We start from the raw sequence: 16,296 nt of genomic DNA on the forward strand, positions 1-16,296 counted from the left end.
ATTCCTGTGTTGCTATTCGCCCCGTTCATCGTGTGTGTGTTTGCTCTCGTCCTTGATAATTTGATCGGCGAGCCCCGCCGGCTGCACCCGGTTGTCGGATTCGGGCGATTGGTCACTGCCTTGGAAAAAAAGCTCAATAGCTCACCGGGCACCCCCTTGCGAGCTGTTTCTGCGGGGGTGTTAGCGGTGTTTTTGGCCACGGTGCCCATGCTGCTTCTGGCTGTTTGGGTTTCTGTTAGGCTGGAAGGGCTGATTTTGTTGTTGGTTCAGACAGTAGCGCTCTGGCTGGCTATTTCGCTACGCGGGCTGGCGGAGCATGGTCTGGCGGTCGCTACACCGCTCCATCAGGGCAACCTCGAAACTGCCCGCGAACAGGTCAGCCGCATTGTAAGTCGCAAGGCCTGCGAACTTGACGGGCATGGTGTGGCTGCGGCTGCAACGGAATCCGTGCTGGAAAACGGAGCTGATGCCGTTTTTGCCAGTTTGTTCTGGTTTCTCATTGCAGGCATTCCCGGTGTGGTAATGCACCGGATGGTGAACACCCTGGATGCCATGTGGGGTTATCGTAATCCGCGATTTCTGTATTTTGGCCGGGCTGCTGCGCGGTTGGATGACCTGATGGGTTGGGTTCCGGCCCGGCTGACCGCGCTTACCTATACGCTGTTGGGTGATCGCAAACTTGCTTGGCGATGTTGGCGAAAGCAGGCCCCGCAATGGGATAGCCCCAATGCGGGGCCTGTTATGGCGGCGGGAGCGGGGGCCTTGAATGTCCGGCTGGGTGGGCCTTCGCCGTACCCCTCTGGCGTTAAACAACGCCCGACTCTGGGCGGCACGCAGGATGCGAGTTCCACGAGTATTGAAGCTGCGGTCAAACTGGTCCGGCACGGAGTCTGGCTCTGGCTCGCTGTTGTCTGGGCAGTCACAACACTTGGCTTTGTGGTGGTGCACTTATAATGATGCTGGAACATGGTGGTCAGTTGAATGACGCTGCAGAACGCTGGGGTATTCCCCGCTCGGAGTGGCTTGATCTGTCCACCGGCATAAACCCGATTGGCTGGCCGGTACCTAATATACCGGCTGAGGTATGGCAAAGACTGCCGGAAGCCGATGACGGGCTCGACGATATCATTCGTGAGTGGTCAGGTGCGTCTTCAGCAGCCTGTGTTCCCGTGCCAGGTAGTCAGGCGGCCATTATGGCCTTGCCCCGGTTGCGCAAACCCTGCCGGGTCGGCATACCTGTGCCGGGTTATCGTGAGCATGGACATAGCTGGCGGCATGCCGGGCACCGGATTGTCCCCATAGCGCCTGAGCAAACCGGTGGTGGTTTTTCAGGTTGCGATGATCGCTGGCTCGATCAGCTGGATGTGCTGGTCTGGATTAATCCTAATAACCCAACCGGAGCAATAATCCCGCCCTCTACATTAATGCGCTGGCATCAGCGGTTGCAAAAGCGCGGTGGCTGGCTAGTGGTCGATGAGGCGTTTATGGATGCTACACCGGCGTTCAGCCTTTGCTTCCATGCCGGGCTGCCAGGTTTGGTTGTGCTTCGATCGCTGGGGAAGTTTTTTGGTTTGGCTGGGGTGCGGGCGGGGGTTGTACTTGCAGATAACAGAATTGCAGAGGGTCTGAAACAGGCGCTTGGCCCCTGGGTGCTCAGTGGTCCAGCGCGTTATGTGATGCGGCAGGTGTTGACCGATACAGCCTGGCAGTGGCAAGCCCGCACCCGCTTGCAGCGGAGTGCCTGCACATTGCGTGAGATGCTGCAGGCCGCCGGGCTGACGCTTGCGGGTGGTAGCGCTCTGTTTCAGACAGTTCGTATTGATAACCCCAAGATTCTGGCGGATCAACTGGCCGCACGAGCGGTGCTGGTCAGAGTGTTTGATCAACCGGGAATGGTCCGGTTTGGTTTGGCAGCAGATGAGAGGCAATCGCAAAAACTGATGGAGGCTCTTGCGGCCAGGAAATGTGATTAGTCATTGACCATACATTAACGCATTGTTAGCCTTGGGGCTCGTTTGTAGGTGCTGCTGTAGCGCAATCATCGTCGCTGCCGCAGTGAAACGGGAAGCCGGTTAAAGTCCGGCACTGCCCCCGCAACGGTAAGTGAGTGAACGGCGAAGAGAGATGCCACTGTGCGCATGCATGGGAAGGTTACGCCGGTCAGTTTTACAAGCTCACAAGTCCGGAGACCGGCCTGTAAACACACCGAGCGCTGCGGAGGGCAGTTGCGGTGGGTAAACACCGGCCTGTCTTACGGAATTTTCCCACCTTAGAAAAGCTTTATTCTGGATTTTTGCCAGAACCAACCTCCCTTTGCAGAGCACCTAACAATCAGCCATGCGGGTGCGCGTGGTGAGTCTGTGAGTGCGTTTCATGAAAGTCTCCCGTTCAGTTACCAGTGCTCTGGTAGCCCCTTTTGCCTTTAGTCCCCTCTCAATTGCGGTCGCGCAAGAAGCCGAGGTTTCGCAGTTAAATCCGATTGTTGTCACGGCAACCCTGGGCCCTAAAACGGTGGGTGAGAGCCTGGCATCCGTTACCGTGGTTGATGAAGAAGAGATTCGTTCGAAAGCACCGGCTGAGTTTTCCGATCTGCTGCGTGGCCAGCCAGGTATCAGCGTGACTGGTAACGGCTCCTTCGGCAAGACAACGAGTGTGTATACCCGTGGCGTCCAGAATGCCGGTACGGTTTTACTTGTTGACGGTGTAAAGCTGCATTCTGCGACCGGAGGTGGTGCTCCATGGCAGTATTTTCCGACAGAGCTCATTGAGCGTGTGGAAATTGTGCGGGGGCCCCGTAGTTCGCTCTATGGTGCAGATGCCATGGGTGGCGTGGTACAGGCTTTCACACTGGACCCGCAACAGGGCCAGCAAGGTTGGGTTGAGGTTGGTGCAGGAAACTTTGATACCCAAAAGGCCAGCGCGGGGGCATCCGGCTCGGTTGGCAATACACGCTTCAGCTTGAGCGGTTTGCACAAAGAGAGCGACGGAGCTGCGATCGTTGAAAACGGCGAAGACAAGGGCTTTCGCAATACCGCCGGGCTTGGCCGGGTTGTGCATACTCTGGATAACGGTGGTGAAGCGAGCATTATGCTGCTGCAATCCGAAGGGAACACCGAGTACGAGGGCGGCAACATTGATTATATGATTCGCACCATCGGCCTTGGGCTGATGACGCCACTGAGCGAAAGCTGGCAAATGGGCGTTCAGTTCGCGGAATCACGGGACGAATCGGAGTCGTTCACAACCTTTGGTAACAGCACGTATAACACTCGATTGCGAGAGGCCAGATGGGAGAATACCTTTTCTTTCGATGTTCATGAACTGGTTGTGGGTACCGAGCTGCAGCAGGATGAGGTCAGCAGTTCGCAGAACTATGCTGAAACCAGCAGAACCAATACGGCGTTGTTCAGTCAGTTACGCCTGAATTTTGGACCGGTTGACGCGCAGCTGAGCCTTCGCGGCGATGATAACGAAGCATACGGGACCAATGAAACTGGCGGTTTGGCGCTGGGTTACAGCGTTGACCGATCTCATCGAGTGCGTGCGAGTTACGGCACAGCGTTCAGAGCCCCCACATTTAATGACCTGTACTGGCCTCTGTCCTTCAACTATCAGGGCAACCCTGACCTGAAGCCTGAGGAATCAGAAAGCTATGAGCTTGGTGCCAGTGGCAACTATCAAAGATGGTTTTGGGATCTGGCCCTGTATCAGATGGACGTTGACAACCTGATTGGTGCTGGACAGATTGGCGGTGTCAGTACACGAGTCAATGTGGATGAGGCGCGAATCCGTGGTGCAGAATTTGCCGGTGGATATGAACATAACGGGTGGCGCGCAGGGGTAGCGTTAACCTACATGGATCCGGAAGATCGTGATACCAACAAACAGCTGGCCCGCCGCACCAGGCAGTCTGCCCGTATTGATTTGGACAAAGACGTTAATAACTTTACATTTGGCGGCTCTGTCGTAGCTGAGGGCCATCGCTATGATGACGCTGCCAATACCGACCGATTGGCTGGGTTTGGAACGTTTGATCTCCGTGCCGGCTGGAATTTCGCGCCCAACTGGAGCGGCCGCCTGACCCTTGCCAACGTGCTTGATAAGGAATACTCAACTGCGAGGTATTTTGATGGTCGAAAATACATCGCCGCTGGTCGCACGGGCATGTTGTCGGTTCGTTACGACATACAGTAAACCTCGAAGACGGGAGTAAGTGTGTGCGTGTTCACCGGCGGAATTTCGGAATTGCACTGGGTTTTTTGATATTGATCGTGGTGCAGCCCCTGTTTGCCGCCGGGATACCGCGTTGTGCTGTCGATGACGCACGGCAGGAACTCTGCATGTCTGCTCCTGCGCAGCGTATCGTCACCTTGTCCCCTGGGGCGACGGAACTCACGTTTGCGGCCGGCGCCGGTGACAAGGTGGTTGCAGCCGTAAATTACAGTGATTATCCCCCGGAAGCTCTCAAACTGCCTTTGGTTGGCAGTCACACCCGGGTGGATATGGAAGCGCTGCTCGCGCTCAAGCCGGACCTGGTAGTAACTTGGGTAACAGGAAATCCACCGGCACAGATTGAGCTGTTAGAGGAATTGGGTATTCCCATGTTTGCGATCGAACCTCGTACCTTCGAAGGGGTTTCCAGTGTTATTGAACGGCTTGCCACCCTGGCGGGAACCGAACAAGCAGGCTTGGCTGAAGCCGAGCGTTTCCGTTCCGGTATTGCCGCTTTATCAGAGCAGTATCGCAATGCTGAACCGATATCGGTTTTTTATCAGGTGTGGCAGCAGCCGCTGATGACCATTAATAATGACCATCTGATAGGGAAGGTGCTCCAGTTGTGCGGTGGAGTGAATGTTTTTGGTGACATGCCGCGGCTGGTTCCCCGAATCAGCGCGGAAGTGGTGCTGCAGGCAGACCCCCATGCAATTCTTACCGGCAGTGCAGAGGGTGTCGCCGACGATCAGCTGGATGGTTGGAAGCGCTATTCCGGGCTCACTGCCGTGAAAAAAAGCAACCTGTTTTTCGTGCCGGCGTCACCAATTTCACGCCCTACCCCCAGACTGCTTGAGGCCACCAGAATCATCTGTGACTATCTGGACAGCGCCCGTGAGCGTTGAAAACACAGCGACGAACCGTCAGGCATCCGAGCGATGATCCGCCCACTGCTCAGTCTTGGACTGCTGGCGTGCGCTGCAATGGTGCTGGCTTTGGGGCTGGGCAGTGTGACTGTCCCGCTGCCTGATCTCTGGCAGGTCGTGCAGGGCGAAGGCAGCGCGCTGAACCGCACGTTGCTGATGGATTTACGCCTGCCTCGTACCCTGGCGGCGTTTGCAACGGGAGGTCTGTTAGCAGTGGCGGGAGCGCTGATGCAAGTGTTGTTACGCAACCCCCTGGCAGACCCTTACGTGCTCGGACTATCTGGCGGCGCGGCAGTAGGCGCGCTGCTGGCTATGCTGGCGGGAATGGGGACGTTGCTGATCTCAGGGTCGGCCTTTGCTGGCGCCTTGCTGGCAACCCTTTTGGTCTTCGGTCTCGCCCATGGTACAGGTAGTTGGACCCCTTCTCGTCTGTTGCTGACCGGCGTTGTGGTGGCGGCCGGTTGGGGCGCTGTCATTACGCTTATGCTGGCAATCACGCCCTCTTACAAACTCCCTGGCATGCTTTACTGGTTGATGGGAGATGTCTCCTACGCCCGCACGCCCTGGCCAGCAATGGTTGTTCTGGTTTTCTCCATTGTGCTGATTATGCCCCTCGCCCGTAATCTGAATGTTCTTGCGCGCGGGCCTATGCAAGCCGCAGCACTGGGCGTCGCCGTGCGCCCACTGGAATGGACGATTTACCTTCTTGCCAGCCTGTTGACAGCTACCGCAGTTACCACTGCGGGTAGCATCGGGTTTGTAGGCTTGATTGTTCCCCATATGCTCCGGCTGGTTCTTGGGAATGATCAGCGCATCATTCTGCCAGCCAGTGCCTTGGCTGGCGGGACTTTACTGGTGTTGGCGGACACGCTTGCACGTACGGCGATTGCTCCGGAGCAACTGCCTGTTGGCGTGATCACTGCGTTGTTGGGCGTGCCCACATTCCTTTATCTGTTGCACCGGAGCCGATGATGAGCACGCTGCACAGCCGCGATCTGGTTATTAATATACCGGGTCGATCTGATGGCTTCCCTCTGAACCTGAACATTGAATCCGGGCAGACCTGGGGTGTGCTCGGCCCCAACGGAGCCGGCAAAACCACACTGTTGCACACTCTTGCCGGCCTGCTACCGGCCCGTAGCGGCCAGGTCGTGCTCAATGACGCCTCCCTGAAAGAACTGAAACGCCGGGATATAGCCCGGAAAATGGGTCTTGTGTTTCAGGAGCGTCAGGACAGCTTCCCGGCAACCGTGATGGAAACGGCTCTTATTGGTCGTCATCCATGGTTGTCGCCGTGGGAGAGCGAGCAGGGCGAAGATCAGGCTCTGGCGGAGCAGGCGCTGGCAGCACTGGAAGTCGATCATTTGTCAGATCGTATGCTGAACACTTTGTCTGGTGGGGAGCGTCAGCGTGTTGCCATCGCAACTCTGATGACCCAGAACCCTGATGTGTGGCTGCTGGATGAGCCCACCAACCACCTGGATCTGCACCATCAGGTCAAAGTGATGAACCTGCTACGAGACCAGGCTCAATCCGGAAAGGCTGTTTTCATGTGCCTGCACGACCTTAATCTGGCCGCTCGGTGGTGTAGCCATGTACTGCTGCTATACGCCAACGGCGATGCCTGTTGGGGTCGAGCAGACTCGATGCTGGAGCCCTCTGCGCTCGAGCAACTGTATAACCAGAAACTTGTCACCGTTGTGGCCGATGGCGCGTCGCTGTTTGTGCCCGTGCGTTTCGGATCGAAACTCCAAAATGGTTAATTGATGGCTATATCCGTACCAGCAGTAATGATTACCGCCCCAGCCTCCGGGCAGGGTAAATCCATGGTGACGGCCGCGTTGGCTCGCCTGCACCGGAACGCTGGCCGCAAGGTGCGGGTGTTCAAGCACGGTCCGGATTATCTGGACCCGATGATGCTTGAAGTAGCGTCAGGCCAGCCAGTTTATCAGCTGCACCCGTGGATGACCGGCGAGCACGAATGTCGCTGGCGCGTGGCGGAGGCCGCCCGTGAGGCCGATCTGATTCTGGTAGAAGGTGCGATGGGGCTGTTTGACGGCGACCCGTCGAGTGCTGACCTTGCAAAGCTGCTGGGTATTCCCGCGTTGCCGGTGATTGACGCCGGCGGCATGGCGCAAACCTTTGGCGCGTTGGTGCTGGGACTGGCTCATTTTGATCCCGAGCTGTCGGTGCATCAGGTAATTGCCAATAAAATCGGCAGTCCCCGCCATGGCGATATGCTAAAAGAGGGCTTGCCCCGGGGCATCACCTTGCTGGGTGCCATTCCCCGAAACGAGGCGATGCATATTCCGGATCGGCACCTGGGCCTGTTGCAACCGGCTGAACTGGGCAATCTTGATCAGCAGCTTGATGCGGCGGCCGCAGTGCTTGAAGCTGCAGGCCTTGGTGAGTTACCCAAGGCTGTTACGATTGCTCCGGTTGATCCGGTCAAACCAGAGGCTTTGCTGAAAGGTGTGCGTATTGCGATTGCCCGCGATCTCGCGTTCAGCTTTATCTACCGTGCCAACACAGACCTGCTTTCGGCGATGGGGGCTGAGCTGCAGTATTTTTCCCCGCTGGCGGATTCGCAGCTACCGCCGGCAGACGCCCTTTGGCTCCCCGGTGGTTACCCCGAACTTCATGGCAGTGCGCTGGCCAAAAATACTGCTATGGCTGAAGCGATCCGTGAGTTTTATGACGCCGGCAAGCCGATACTCGCGGAGTGCGGCGGCCTGATGGCCTGTGCTGAAGAACTGTCCGATAAAGACGGCATTGTGCACAGAATGCTGGGGTTGATCCCGGGCCGTTCGACTATGGAAAAACGCCTCCAGGGTATAGGCCTGCAAAGCGTGACCACCCGGGAAGGTGAGCTCCGTGGGCATACCTTCCATCGCTCATCACTGGATACGCCTTGGCAACCCGTCGCCCAGGCCTGGAAACAGGCAGGCACGGGTGGTGAAGCGGTATTCTGTGAAAAAGGCCTCGTAGCCAGCTACTTCCACGGTTATTTCCCATCGGCTCCTGCACTTGTTGCTGCATTGTTCAGAGGCCAGCCGCTGACATTTCACAATGATACGGAGAAGACTCATGCGTGATCGCGCAAAAGACCCTGAACGCCATGCCAAACGTATGGCAGCCAAGCAAAAAATCATGCAGGAACGCATCGCCAACGCCCAGAACGAGCAGGGTGTGTTGCTGGTATTGACCGGTCCCGGTAAAGGCAAGAGCAGCTCCGGCTTCGGCATGGTCGCCCGCGCGCTTGGTCATGGCATGAAAGTCGGTATTGTGCAATTTATAAAAGGTGCCTTCAGCACCGGCGAAGAAGCTTTCTTCCGGGATCTGCCCAATGTGGACTACCACGTGATGGGACAGGGCTACACGTGGGAAACCCAAGACCGCGAGCAGGACATGGCGTCCGCCAATGCTGCCTGGGATATCGTTGCCGGCATGTTGAAAGACGACAGTTATGATCTGATTTTGCTGGACGAGCTCAACATTGCTCTGAAATACGACTACATAGATCTGGATCGTGTGCTGGATGATCTGCAAGCACGGCCAGATATGCAGCATGTGGTGGTCACCGGCCGTAATGCTCCGCAGGAACTGATCGACATCGCAGATACCGTCACCGAAATGGGCGTAGTGAAGCATGCCTTCAAGGATCAGGGTATCAAGGCTCAGAAGGGCGTCGAGCTCTAGCCATGACCACACTGATGATTCAGGGGACCACCTCCGACGCGGGGAAGACGACCGTGGTTGCGGCCCTGTGTCGCTGGCTTGCCCGGCAGGGTGTTTCAGTGGCTCCGTTCAAGCCACAGAATATGGCCCTGAACAGCGCAGTGACCACAGGCGGTGGCGAAATTGGCCGTTCTACAGCTCTGCAGGCACTGGCTTGTGGCCTTGAGCCCCATAGCGATATGAATCCAGTGTTGCTGAAGCCGCAGAGTGACTGTGGTGCTCAGGTGATTTTGCGCGGGCAGGTACACGGCAATATGGATGCTCTGGATTATCACGCATACAAAGCCGAGGCCAAGGTGGCCGTCATGGACGCCTGGCGTTCACTCAGTGAACGCTATGATGTGATCATCGCCGAAGGCGCCGGCAGTCCCGCGGAAATCAATCTGCGCACCAACGACATCGCCAATATGGGGTTTGCCGAAGCGGCAGATTGCCCGGTGCTGTTGGTCGGAGATATCGATCGCGGCGGTGTGTTCGCTCAGTTGGTGGGCACGCTGGAGCTGATTGCAAAAACCGAACAAGAGCGTACCAAAGGGTTCATCATCAATCGCTTTCGTGGCGATATCAGCTTGCTGGAGCCGGGTCTGGAGTGGCTCACCGAACGCACCGGCAAGCCGGTGGTTGGTGTGCTGCCATACCTTCACGGCCTGATTATCGACTCAGAGGACAGCATTGGTATCAGTGGCTCCAGCGACGCCGGCGCTCTGAATGTGATCGTGCCCGTGCTGCCGCGCATCAGTAATCACAATGATTTTGACCCCCTGCGTCTGCACCCTGGCGTTAACCTGCAATTCATCGGTCCGGATCAACCCATTCCTGCGGCTGATCTCATTATCCTGCCCGGCAGCAAAAGCACTCGCACTGACCTGGCTTTTCTGCACTCTCAGGGCTGGGCGCAGGCAATTCGCAAGCACTTGCGTTACGGCGGCAAGGTATTTGGTCTTTGCGGCGGCTTTCAGATGCTGGGTGAACGTGTGGATGATCCGGAAGGCCTGGAAGGTCAGAACGGCACAACTGAAGGCTTGGGGCTGCTGGAAATGACCACCACCATGGTTGCCGGCAAACAGCTGAGGAATGTCAGCGGCTCCCTGACCTTTCTGGCGGGCGAACCCAGCGGTAATGCTTTGGTTTTCAAAGGTTATGAAATGCACAACGGTGTGAGTCAGGGAGCGGCGCTTGCGCACCCGTTGGGCCGGATGAATGACAACAACGAAGGTGCGATCAGTGCTGATGGACAGGTGGCTGGCACTTACGTGCACGGGATATTTGACGAGCCGGCGGCCTGTGAAGCATTGCTGCGTTGGGCAGGGCTGAACCGGTCAGGCGCGGCGATAGATTACCAGCAGCATCGTCTTGCCCAGCTTGACCGGCTGGCGGACCAGATTGAACAACATCTGGATACAGACTGGTTGCGCGAACTTCTGGGCGTGAAAGCCGCGGCTGACTATTTATTGTGAAGGTCGACGGAGTGTTGTTGTTTGTTCCCGACATTCGTAGGAGTACAACCAGAGGCTGACGCAGAGCCCTGCCTGCCCGTCAGGTCGCGCGTTCAGAGTGAGCTGGCCGCCGTGGAGCTCCGCAATTCGGCGCGCAATGGCTAGCCCTAAACCTGCGCCATCACCGAGTCGCTGGTCCAGCCGGACAAAGCGGCTGAGGGCCCGTTCCCGGGCTTCCGGAACAATGCCTGGCCCTTGGTCACACACGGTGATGTGATAGCCGTTCGCGGAGGGCGCCAGGCGGGTTTCCACAACTGTGTGTTCCGGGCTGTATTGAATGGCATTGGCCAACAGGGAGCGCATTAGAGTATTGATCAGTGCATCGTTGCAGCATGCCAAAGCTTGTCCGGCATCGTCATGCAACACCGGTTCGATGTTCTTTTTCAGGGCCAACGGCGCCACGTCTGCAATGCTCTGTTCGAGTATGGTGGAAAGATCGTGATATTGCTTCGGGAAACCGGCCCCCGAGTCTACCCGGGTGAGCAACAGCATCTGTTCCACCAGGTGCGTCATGCGGTCAACCGAATGGATGAGGGGCTGGAACTGCTGCGGGTTGTCTTCGCAGGCTTTTTCGAGATTCAGCCGCAACGCTGCCAGCGGAGTCCGCAGCTCATGAGCGGCATCTGCCGAAAAACGTCGTTCCCGTTCCAGAGCCTGATTCAGCCGTTTGAGCAGGCTGTTTACCGCCTGGACCAGGCCTGCGACTTCCTTCGGCGCCTGCCGGTCATCAAGTGGATGGATACGTTCCGGGGCCATGTTGCGGATCGGGTATTCCAGCCGGCGTAGAGGGCGGAATCCAATCTGAATGGCGGCGCTGGCGGCCAGTAGCAGCAGGGGTAATGCAACGAGTAAGGGCAATACGTTACCCAGGGCCAATTCCTGGCTCAACTCCTGGCGAATTTCCTCGCGCTGGGCGGTACGAATCCAGAAGCCCGTGGTTGGATCCTGGAGTGTGAATACACGCCAGCGATAGCCCCGGGATTCGGCCCACGAGTAGCCCGGGGCAAGACCTTCAGCGTCATCAGCTTTCAGGGTGTCCAACAGAGCGCGGCGGTCGGGCGTCCAAACTTCAAAGGCCAGCTTTTTCTCGTATTTGTGCCCGGCACCATCGGGCAGTATTTCGTTATCATCGGTTTCCACGTCGACATCCGCAACAAGTGGCAGGCTCAGTGTTTCGTGGAGGGTTTGCGGTAACTGCTCCATGGACTGGGTGTCCGCCAGATGGCGAACTAGGCCCTGCACAATTCGCGTGCTTTGAGCCAGTTCGGCGTCGAACAATTCTTCCAGTTCGTGATTGCTCTCAATGTAACTCCAGGCAGCAGCGATCAGCGCAATCAGCAGCACAGTGGAGGTAACAAGTAACGTCAGGGTGCGGGTCAGGGACATTCAACAACTCCGCAAGCTGCCTGGCTGTCCAGCAGGTAACCAACCCCACGGATGGTTCGAATGGTCGCCTTGCCCACCCGGCGCCTCAGATGGTGGATGTGCACTTCCAGAGCATTGCTCTCTGCGCCGGGTTCCCAGCCATAAAGCTGTTCTTCCAGCCGCCTGCGAGTGGCAACCTGGTCTGGGTGACGCATCATGTACTGGAGAATCTGGAACTCACTGCGGGCTAATATCGCGGACTCCGTGCCGACAGTTAGCTGGCTGGAGGCCGGGTCCAGTGTCAGCTGACCAATAATCAGTTCATCGCGATTTGTTGATGACCTACGGCGGGTGATCGCCCTGATCCGAGCCTTGAGTTCAGCCATGGCAAAGGGTTTGGTCAGATAATCGTCTGCGCCGGCATCCAGACCCTGCAGTTTCTCCTCCAGCTCTGCCCTGGCAGTCAGAATGATAATGGGAAGCTGGTTGCCCTGTTGCCGGGTGTGTCGAACGATATCGAGACCGTCTACCCGGGGCAGGGTCAAATCCAGTATGGCGAGATCAAAATGCTCATCCACAAGCGCATTCAACGCCTGTTGGCCATCATCGAGCCAGTCTACTGTGTGCTGGTCTGCCCGCAGCATCTCCAGCATGGTTTTGCCCAGTGGATGATCGTCTTCTACCAGTAATATGCGCATTAACCGGAATCCGTGTTGGGAAAGTTCTTCAAATTAGCTCTCTCCAAAAACATTCTACACAGGCTTTCTTAAGCCAGCCTTAAGCTCCTGTGGGACAAACCTTAAGGCCCGTTTAAGAATTTTGGCGCCGGAGCTTAAGGCTGGGTTAAGGCTTGCTCTCTAATCTGACGGTTCACTATCACGGGTGCCATGCCCTGAGAGCTGTTGGAGAGCGCATATGACGGACCCGCTAACGATGTCCACACACTGCCCACCGGATTCGCCGGAGCTGGTTCCCGCCCTTCGTTGTGCTGGCCGCTGGTTGAGTGAGATTAATCCGGGCACCGGGCTGGCGGTTACGGTCACGGAGTTTATTCAGCGACGGTTTCTGCAGGCCTACGGAGCAGAACCCGCGTTGCGGATTCCGTTGCTGTTAGCCCTGACCTCGGCGCAAGGCACGCTTTTGGCCGCAGTGGGGGTTCGCAATGCGGCTGTGGAACGCCTGTTTCTCGAAGATTACCTGTCTGTTCCAGTGGAAACTGTGATGCCGGTGGCGGGCGTACCGCGCAGTAAAATTGCAGAGATCGCCCACCTTGCCGGTGTGGAGGCCGGTGTTAGCAGGCATCTGTTTGCGTCGCTGACGGTGTGGCTGGAAGGCGCCGGTTACGACTGGGTGGTGTGCACTGGCACCGATCAGTTACGCAACAGTTTTCATCGGCTGGGGATTGCCACTCGGGTTCTGGCTCGTGCCAACCCGGAAGATTTGCCGGGTGGTGGTGCCGGTTGGGGCCGCTACTACGACCATCAACCGGTGGTGATGGCGATCAGAGTGGCTGATAGCCTCAGTGCCCCGCGGCAGGCCGACTTGTTGCGGCGAATTCAGCCAGCACTGCCCGGTGCAGGATCAGGCGGTTCAGAGCAGGGAGGCGCTTATGGTCGCCTTGCCTGAACTGCTACACCGCCAAGCGATGACACACCCGTCGCGTATTGCCTTGCGCGGGCCAGGATCAGAATTCAGCTACCAACAGATGATGCGTGTTGCAGAGGCAGTCGCAGAACAGCTGCGCCTGCATGACGTAAAGCGTGTGGGTGTGTGTGGAGACAACACCCTTGCCTGGATACTGGCCGACCTCGCCTGCCTGCTGGCTGGCGTTGTGTGTGTGCCTGTGCCGGCGTTTTTCTCAGAAACCCAAATCGCACACCTGATTGAACAGGCAGGTCTGGAAGGGCTGTTATCCGGCGACGAATCAGAGGTAAGCAAGCCCCTGGGCCAGGGCGTCTGGTTGCGCCGGATGCCAGGTTTTGCAGCGGTACCACGGATGCCGGAAGGCACAGCTAAAATCACCTTCACCTCTGGCAGTACCGGCAGCCCCAAGGGGGTGTGCCTGTCGCTGGAGCAGATGACTGCTACCACCCTGGCCCTGAAAGAGCGCCTGGCGGGCGTCGAACTGCAAAGCCATCTATGCATCCTGCCACTGGCCACACTGCTGGAGAATATTGCCGGGGTGTATCTACCGTTGCTCATGGGTGCCTGTGTCAACGTGGCGCCGCTGGAACAGCTGGGGATGACTGGCAGCAGTGGGCTAAATCTGAATCGGTTGGTTGGGGGTATTCACCAGTGCCGACCCCAATCGCTGATTCTGGTGCCGGAGTTGGCAATGGCATTGGTTAGCGCTGCTGAACACGGGCAGCTCGACAGCCGCTCACTGCGGTTTCTGGCGGTTGGTGGAGGCCGGGTCTCCCAAGAGCTTCTGTCTCGCGGCCGCGCCGTGGGGTTGCCGTTGTATGAAGGCTACGGTTTGTCGGAATGCGGTTCCGTGGTGGCATTGAATGTGCCGTCCGCCGAGTGTGAGGGCAGTGTGGGTAAACCACTTTCCCACGTTCAGGTCAGGGTGGATTCTCACGGCCATATTCGGATTCGTGGCAATACTCACCTGGGCTATCTCGGCGATCAGAAAGCGCCGTGTGAATGGCTGGATACCGGTGACTTGGGGGCGCTCAGCGCGGGCGGTTTCCTGTCGGTCAATGGTCGTTCAAAGAATCTGCTGATTACCAGCTTTGGCCGCAATATCAGCCCGGAGTGGCTGGAAAGTGAACTGGCTCAGGGGCTGGGTATTTCCCAGGCTGTCGTGTTCGGTGATGGTGAGCCGCAGTTAATGGCGCTGGTAACAGTGACCGATGGGCGTTCACCAGAGGCTCTTGCCCGATCTGTAAAACAACTCAACCAACGCCTGCCGGATTATGCCCGCCTGGTTGCGGTGTACATCCGCCGGAAACCGCTCAGGCAGTCGGAAGGTTATATCACAGCAAACGGTCGCCCTGTGCGGGCGCGCATACAGGCCCATTTGCCGACGCTGTTGGCAAAAGCCTACCCCCTGTTTATTTCAACGTCGTTTAACCACCCGTCAGGAGAATCCCACATGGCATTTTTTGACAGATTGCAGCATGAAACCGCCGAAGCGCGGGCCCATGTTACCGGCGCGCCGGTCGTCAAAGCGATTGGCGAGGGCGATTTCAGCCTCGAGTCTTATATCTGGTTTCTGACCCAGGCTTTCCACCACGTAAAGCATACGGTGCCTTTAATGATGGCCTGCGGTGCCAGGTTGCCCCGGCGGATGGAGTTCGTTCGAAAGGCACTGGTCGAGTACATTGATGAAGAGTACGGGCACGACGAGTGGATACTGAATGATCTGGAGGCCTGCGGTGCCGACAAGGAAGGCATTCGCACCGGCAAACCGGATCTGTCCATCGAGCTTATGGTGTCTTACTTGTATGACCAGATTAATCGGGGCAATCCGGCCGCGTTTTTCGGGATGGTTCAGGTGCTTGAGGGCACGTCAGTAGAGCTGGCGACACCTCTGGGCGAACAGATCCAGAAACTCCTGGGGCTGCCGAATCAGGCATTCAGCTATCTGTATTCCCATGGGGCTCTCGATCAGGATCACTTCGAGTTTTTCCGCAACCTGATGGACGGTATCACTGACTCGGACGATCAGCAGGCGGTTATTGAGGCTGCCCGTGTGGTTTACCGGTTATACGGTGACATGCTGCACAGCATCCCGCTGCCAGCCACTCGCAAGGAGCGGCAGCATGAGGCTGCATGATCGCGTTTTTCTGCTGTTGGGGGGAACTGGCGGCATAGGCAAGGCTCTGTTGGATGCGCTGGCTCGGGCCGGTATTCATGTCATCGTGGCTTCCCGACACCCTGAACGTGTTGGCCACCGGGAGAAGGTATCGCCGGTGTGCCTGGATCTTGCTGCTGCAGATCTGGACCAACAGCTGGTGCGCCTGAGTGATGCCTACCCGGATATAGACAGCGTGATCCATTGCGCGGGCCAGAACCGTTTTTCCGGGCTGGAGAATATGTCGGTTGCTGAGCTTGATGCCCAGCTTGGCGTAAACCTGAGATCTGCCATGCTTGTGGCCAGGCATTTTGCCCCTAAGTTCGAGAAAGCCGGCAGCGGTGCCCTGGTGTTTGTGGGTTCGACGTTCGGCAGCATCGGTTTTCCCGGCTATACCGCCTATTGCGCCACCAAATTCGGCCTGAGGGGGTTCACCGAAGCCTTACGCCGGGAACTGGCAGATACTGCGGTTCAGGTGGTGTACGTGGCGCCCCGGGCCACAGCCACAGAAATGAATCCGGAAGTGGTAAATGAACTGAACCGTGCGCTTGGTAACAGCGTTGATACGCCAGAGACGGTGGCATCTGAAATTCTGAAAGCCATGGAAAACGGTGATCGCCGCAGGTTCCTCGGCTGGCCCGAGAAGCTGTTTGTGGTGATTAACGGGATACTGCCACGCCTTGTTGATAACGCCATGCTCAAGAAATTGCCGCTGATCCAGCGTTTTCTTAACGGGGGCCGATTGTTATAAGGTGGCCGG

General features: G+C 57.4%; 14 protein-coding genes and 1 riboswitch. Of the genes, 12 read left to right on the plus strand and 2 right to left on the minus strand.

What is annotated here, in order from left to right; all coding sequences use genetic code 11:
* Positions 1 to 6 precede the first annotated feature (6 nt).
* The 9 genes from cbiB to FFI90_RS13125 all read left to right on the plus strand — a co-directional run bounded on the left by cbiB (position 7) and on the right by FFI90_RS13125 (position 10,333).
* Complete coding sequence (gene cbiB, locus FFI90_RS13085; protein ID WP_246123579.1) at positions 7 to 954, plus strand: adenosylcobinamide-phosphate synthase CbiB; 948 nt, start codon at positions 7 to 9, stop codon at positions 952 to 954.
* Positions 955 to 956: 2 nt separating this feature from the next.
* On the plus strand, positions 957 to 1,973 hold the full coding sequence (gene cobD, locus FFI90_RS13090) for a threonine-phosphate decarboxylase CobD (protein WP_144778994.1): 1,017 nt from the start codon (positions 957 to 959) through the stop codon (positions 1,971 to 1,973).
* A 29-nt stretch (positions 1,974 to 2,002) separates the two neighbouring features.
* Positions 2,003 to 2,212: riboswitch (cobalamin riboswitch) on the plus strand.
* Between the two features lie 161 nt (positions 2,213 to 2,373).
* Positions 2,374 to 4,194, plus strand: coding sequence for a TonB-dependent receptor domain-containing protein (locus FFI90_RS13095; RefSeq protein WP_144778516.1), 1,821 nt, complete (start codon positions 2,374 to 2,376; stop codon positions 4,192 to 4,194).
* A 146-nt stretch (positions 4,195 to 4,340) separates the two neighbouring features.
* Positions 4,341 to 5,117: a cobalamin-binding protein gene (locus FFI90_RS13100; protein ID WP_144778996.1), complete on the plus strand. Its 777-nt coding sequence runs from the start codon at positions 4,341 to 4,343 to the stop codon at positions 5,115 to 5,117.
* A gap of 33 nt (positions 5,118 to 5,150) precedes the next feature.
* Entirely contained in the window at positions 5,151 to 6,110 is a 960-nt protein-coding gene (locus FFI90_RS13105; RefSeq protein ID WP_144778517.1) for a FecCD family ABC transporter permease, read from the plus strand.
* Positions 6,110 to 6,901 (plus strand): ABC transporter ATP-binding protein, encoded by a 792-nt coding sequence (locus FFI90_RS13110; RefSeq protein WP_144778518.1) that lies wholly within the window; start codon positions 6,110 to 6,112, stop codon positions 6,899 to 6,901. The genes FFI90_RS13105 and FFI90_RS13110 overlap by 1 nt, the downstream gene beginning before the upstream one ends.
* 3 nt (positions 6,902 to 6,904) lie before the next feature.
* Positions 6,905 to 8,233, plus strand: a complete 1,329-nt coding sequence (locus tag FFI90_RS13115) for a cobyrinic acid a,c-diamide synthase CobB (RefSeq protein WP_144778519.1) — start codon at positions 6,905 to 6,907, stop codon at positions 8,231 to 8,233.
* Positions 8,226 to 8,837 carry a cob(I)yrinic acid a,c-diamide adenosyltransferase gene (cobO, locus tag FFI90_RS13120; protein ID WP_144778520.1) on the plus strand — a complete coding sequence of 204 codons (612 nt, stop codon included), beginning with the start codon at positions 8,226 to 8,228 and terminating at the stop codon, positions 8,835 to 8,837. The genes FFI90_RS13115 and cobO overlap by 8 nt, the downstream gene beginning before the upstream one ends.
* Positions 8,838 to 8,839: 2 nt before the next feature.
* Complete coding sequence (locus FFI90_RS13125; protein WP_144778521.1) at positions 8,840 to 10,333, plus strand: cobyric acid synthase; 1,494 nt, start codon at positions 8,840 to 8,842, stop codon at positions 10,331 to 10,333.
* Here the strand turns inward: FFI90_RS13125 and FFI90_RS13130 are convergent.
* Positions 10,325 to 11,758 carry an ATP-binding protein gene (locus FFI90_RS13130; RefSeq protein WP_144778522.1) on the minus strand — a complete coding sequence of 478 codons (1,434 nt, stop codon included), beginning with the start codon at positions 11,756 to 11,758 and terminating at the stop codon, positions 10,325 to 10,327. The two genes, FFI90_RS13125 and FFI90_RS13130, sit on opposite strands and share 9 nt — an antisense overlap.
* Complete coding sequence (locus FFI90_RS13135; protein ID WP_144778523.1) at positions 11,749 to 12,435, minus strand: response regulator transcription factor; 687 nt, start codon at positions 12,433 to 12,435, stop codon at positions 11,749 to 11,751. The genes FFI90_RS13130 and FFI90_RS13135 overlap by 10 nt, the downstream gene beginning before the upstream one ends.
* A 235-nt stretch (positions 12,436 to 12,670) precedes the next feature.
* Between FFI90_RS13135 and FFI90_RS13140 the strand changes: the two genes are divergently transcribed.
* The 3 genes from FFI90_RS13140 to FFI90_RS13150 are packed head-to-tail and all read left to right on the plus strand — an operon-like array spanning position 12,671 to position 16,287.
* Positions 12,671 to 13,363, plus strand: coding sequence for a thermostable hemolysin (locus FFI90_RS13140; protein WP_144778524.1), 693 nt, complete (start codon positions 12,671 to 12,673; stop codon positions 13,361 to 13,363).
* Positions 13,347 to 15,518 (plus strand): AMP-binding protein, encoded by a 2,172-nt coding sequence (locus FFI90_RS13145; protein ID WP_144778525.1) that lies wholly within the window; start codon positions 13,347 to 13,349, stop codon positions 15,516 to 15,518. Before FFI90_RS13140 ends, FFI90_RS13145 begins: the two co-directional genes overlap by 17 nt.
* The gene (locus FFI90_RS13150) at positions 15,505 to 16,287 is read left to right on the plus strand and encodes an SDR family oxidoreductase (RefSeq protein WP_144778526.1); all 783 of its coding nucleotides are present in this window, start codon (positions 15,505 to 15,507) and stop codon (positions 16,285 to 16,287) included. The genes FFI90_RS13145 and FFI90_RS13150 overlap by 14 nt, the downstream gene beginning before the upstream one ends.
* The last annotated feature ends 9 nt before the right edge of the window (positions 16,288 to 16,296 follow it).

Source organism: Marinobacter maritimus (assembly GCF_007671675.1).
In the GTDB taxonomy this organism is placed as follows: domain Bacteria; phylum Pseudomonadota; class Gammaproteobacteria; order Pseudomonadales; family Oleiphilaceae; genus Marinobacter; species Marinobacter maritimus.

Coding starts and splice junctions, on each gene's coding strand:
- cobD (WP_144778994.1), top strand. CDS start 957: ATGCTGGAACATGGTGGTCAGTTGAATGACGCTGCAGAACGCTGGGGT.
- FFI90_RS13095 (WP_144778516.1), top strand. CDS start 2,374: ATGAAAGTCTCCCGTTCAGTTACCAGTGCTCTGGTAGCCCCTTTTGCC.
- FFI90_RS13100 (WP_144778996.1), top strand. CDS start 4,341: ATGTCTGCTCCTGCGCAGCGTATCGTCACCTTGTCCCCTGGGGCGACG.
- FFI90_RS13105 (WP_144778517.1), top strand. CDS start 5,151: ATGATCCGCCCACTGCTCAGTCTTGGACTGCTGGCGTGCGCTGCAATG.
- FFI90_RS13110 (WP_144778518.1), top strand. CDS start 6,110: ATGAGCACGCTGCACAGCCGCGATCTGGTTATTAATATACCGGGTCGA.
- FFI90_RS13115 (WP_144778519.1), top strand. CDS start 6,905: ATGGCTATATCCGTACCAGCAGTAATGATTACCGCCCCAGCCTCCGGG.
- cobO (WP_144778520.1), top strand. CDS start 8,226: ATGCGTGATCGCGCAAAAGACCCTGAACGCCATGCCAAACGTATGGCA.
- FFI90_RS13125 (WP_144778521.1), top strand. CDS start 8,840: ATGACCACACTGATGATTCAGGGGACCACCTCCGACGCGGGGAAGACG.
- FFI90_RS13130 (WP_144778522.1), bottom strand. CDS start 11,758: ATGTCCCTGACCCGCACCCTGACGTTACTTGTTACCTCCACTGTGCTG.
- FFI90_RS13135 (WP_144778523.1), bottom strand. CDS start 12,435: ATGCGCATATTACTGGTAGAAGACGATCATCCACTGGGCAAAACCATG.
- FFI90_RS13140 (WP_144778524.1), top strand. CDS start 12,671: ATGTCCACACACTGCCCACCGGATTCGCCGGAGCTGGTTCCCGCCCTT.
- FFI90_RS13145 (WP_144778525.1), top strand. CDS start 13,347: ATGGTCGCCTTGCCTGAACTGCTACACCGCCAAGCGATGACACACCCG.
- FFI90_RS13150 (WP_144778526.1), top strand. CDS start 15,505: ATGAGGCTGCATGATCGCGTTTTTCTGCTGTTGGGGGGAACTGGCGGC.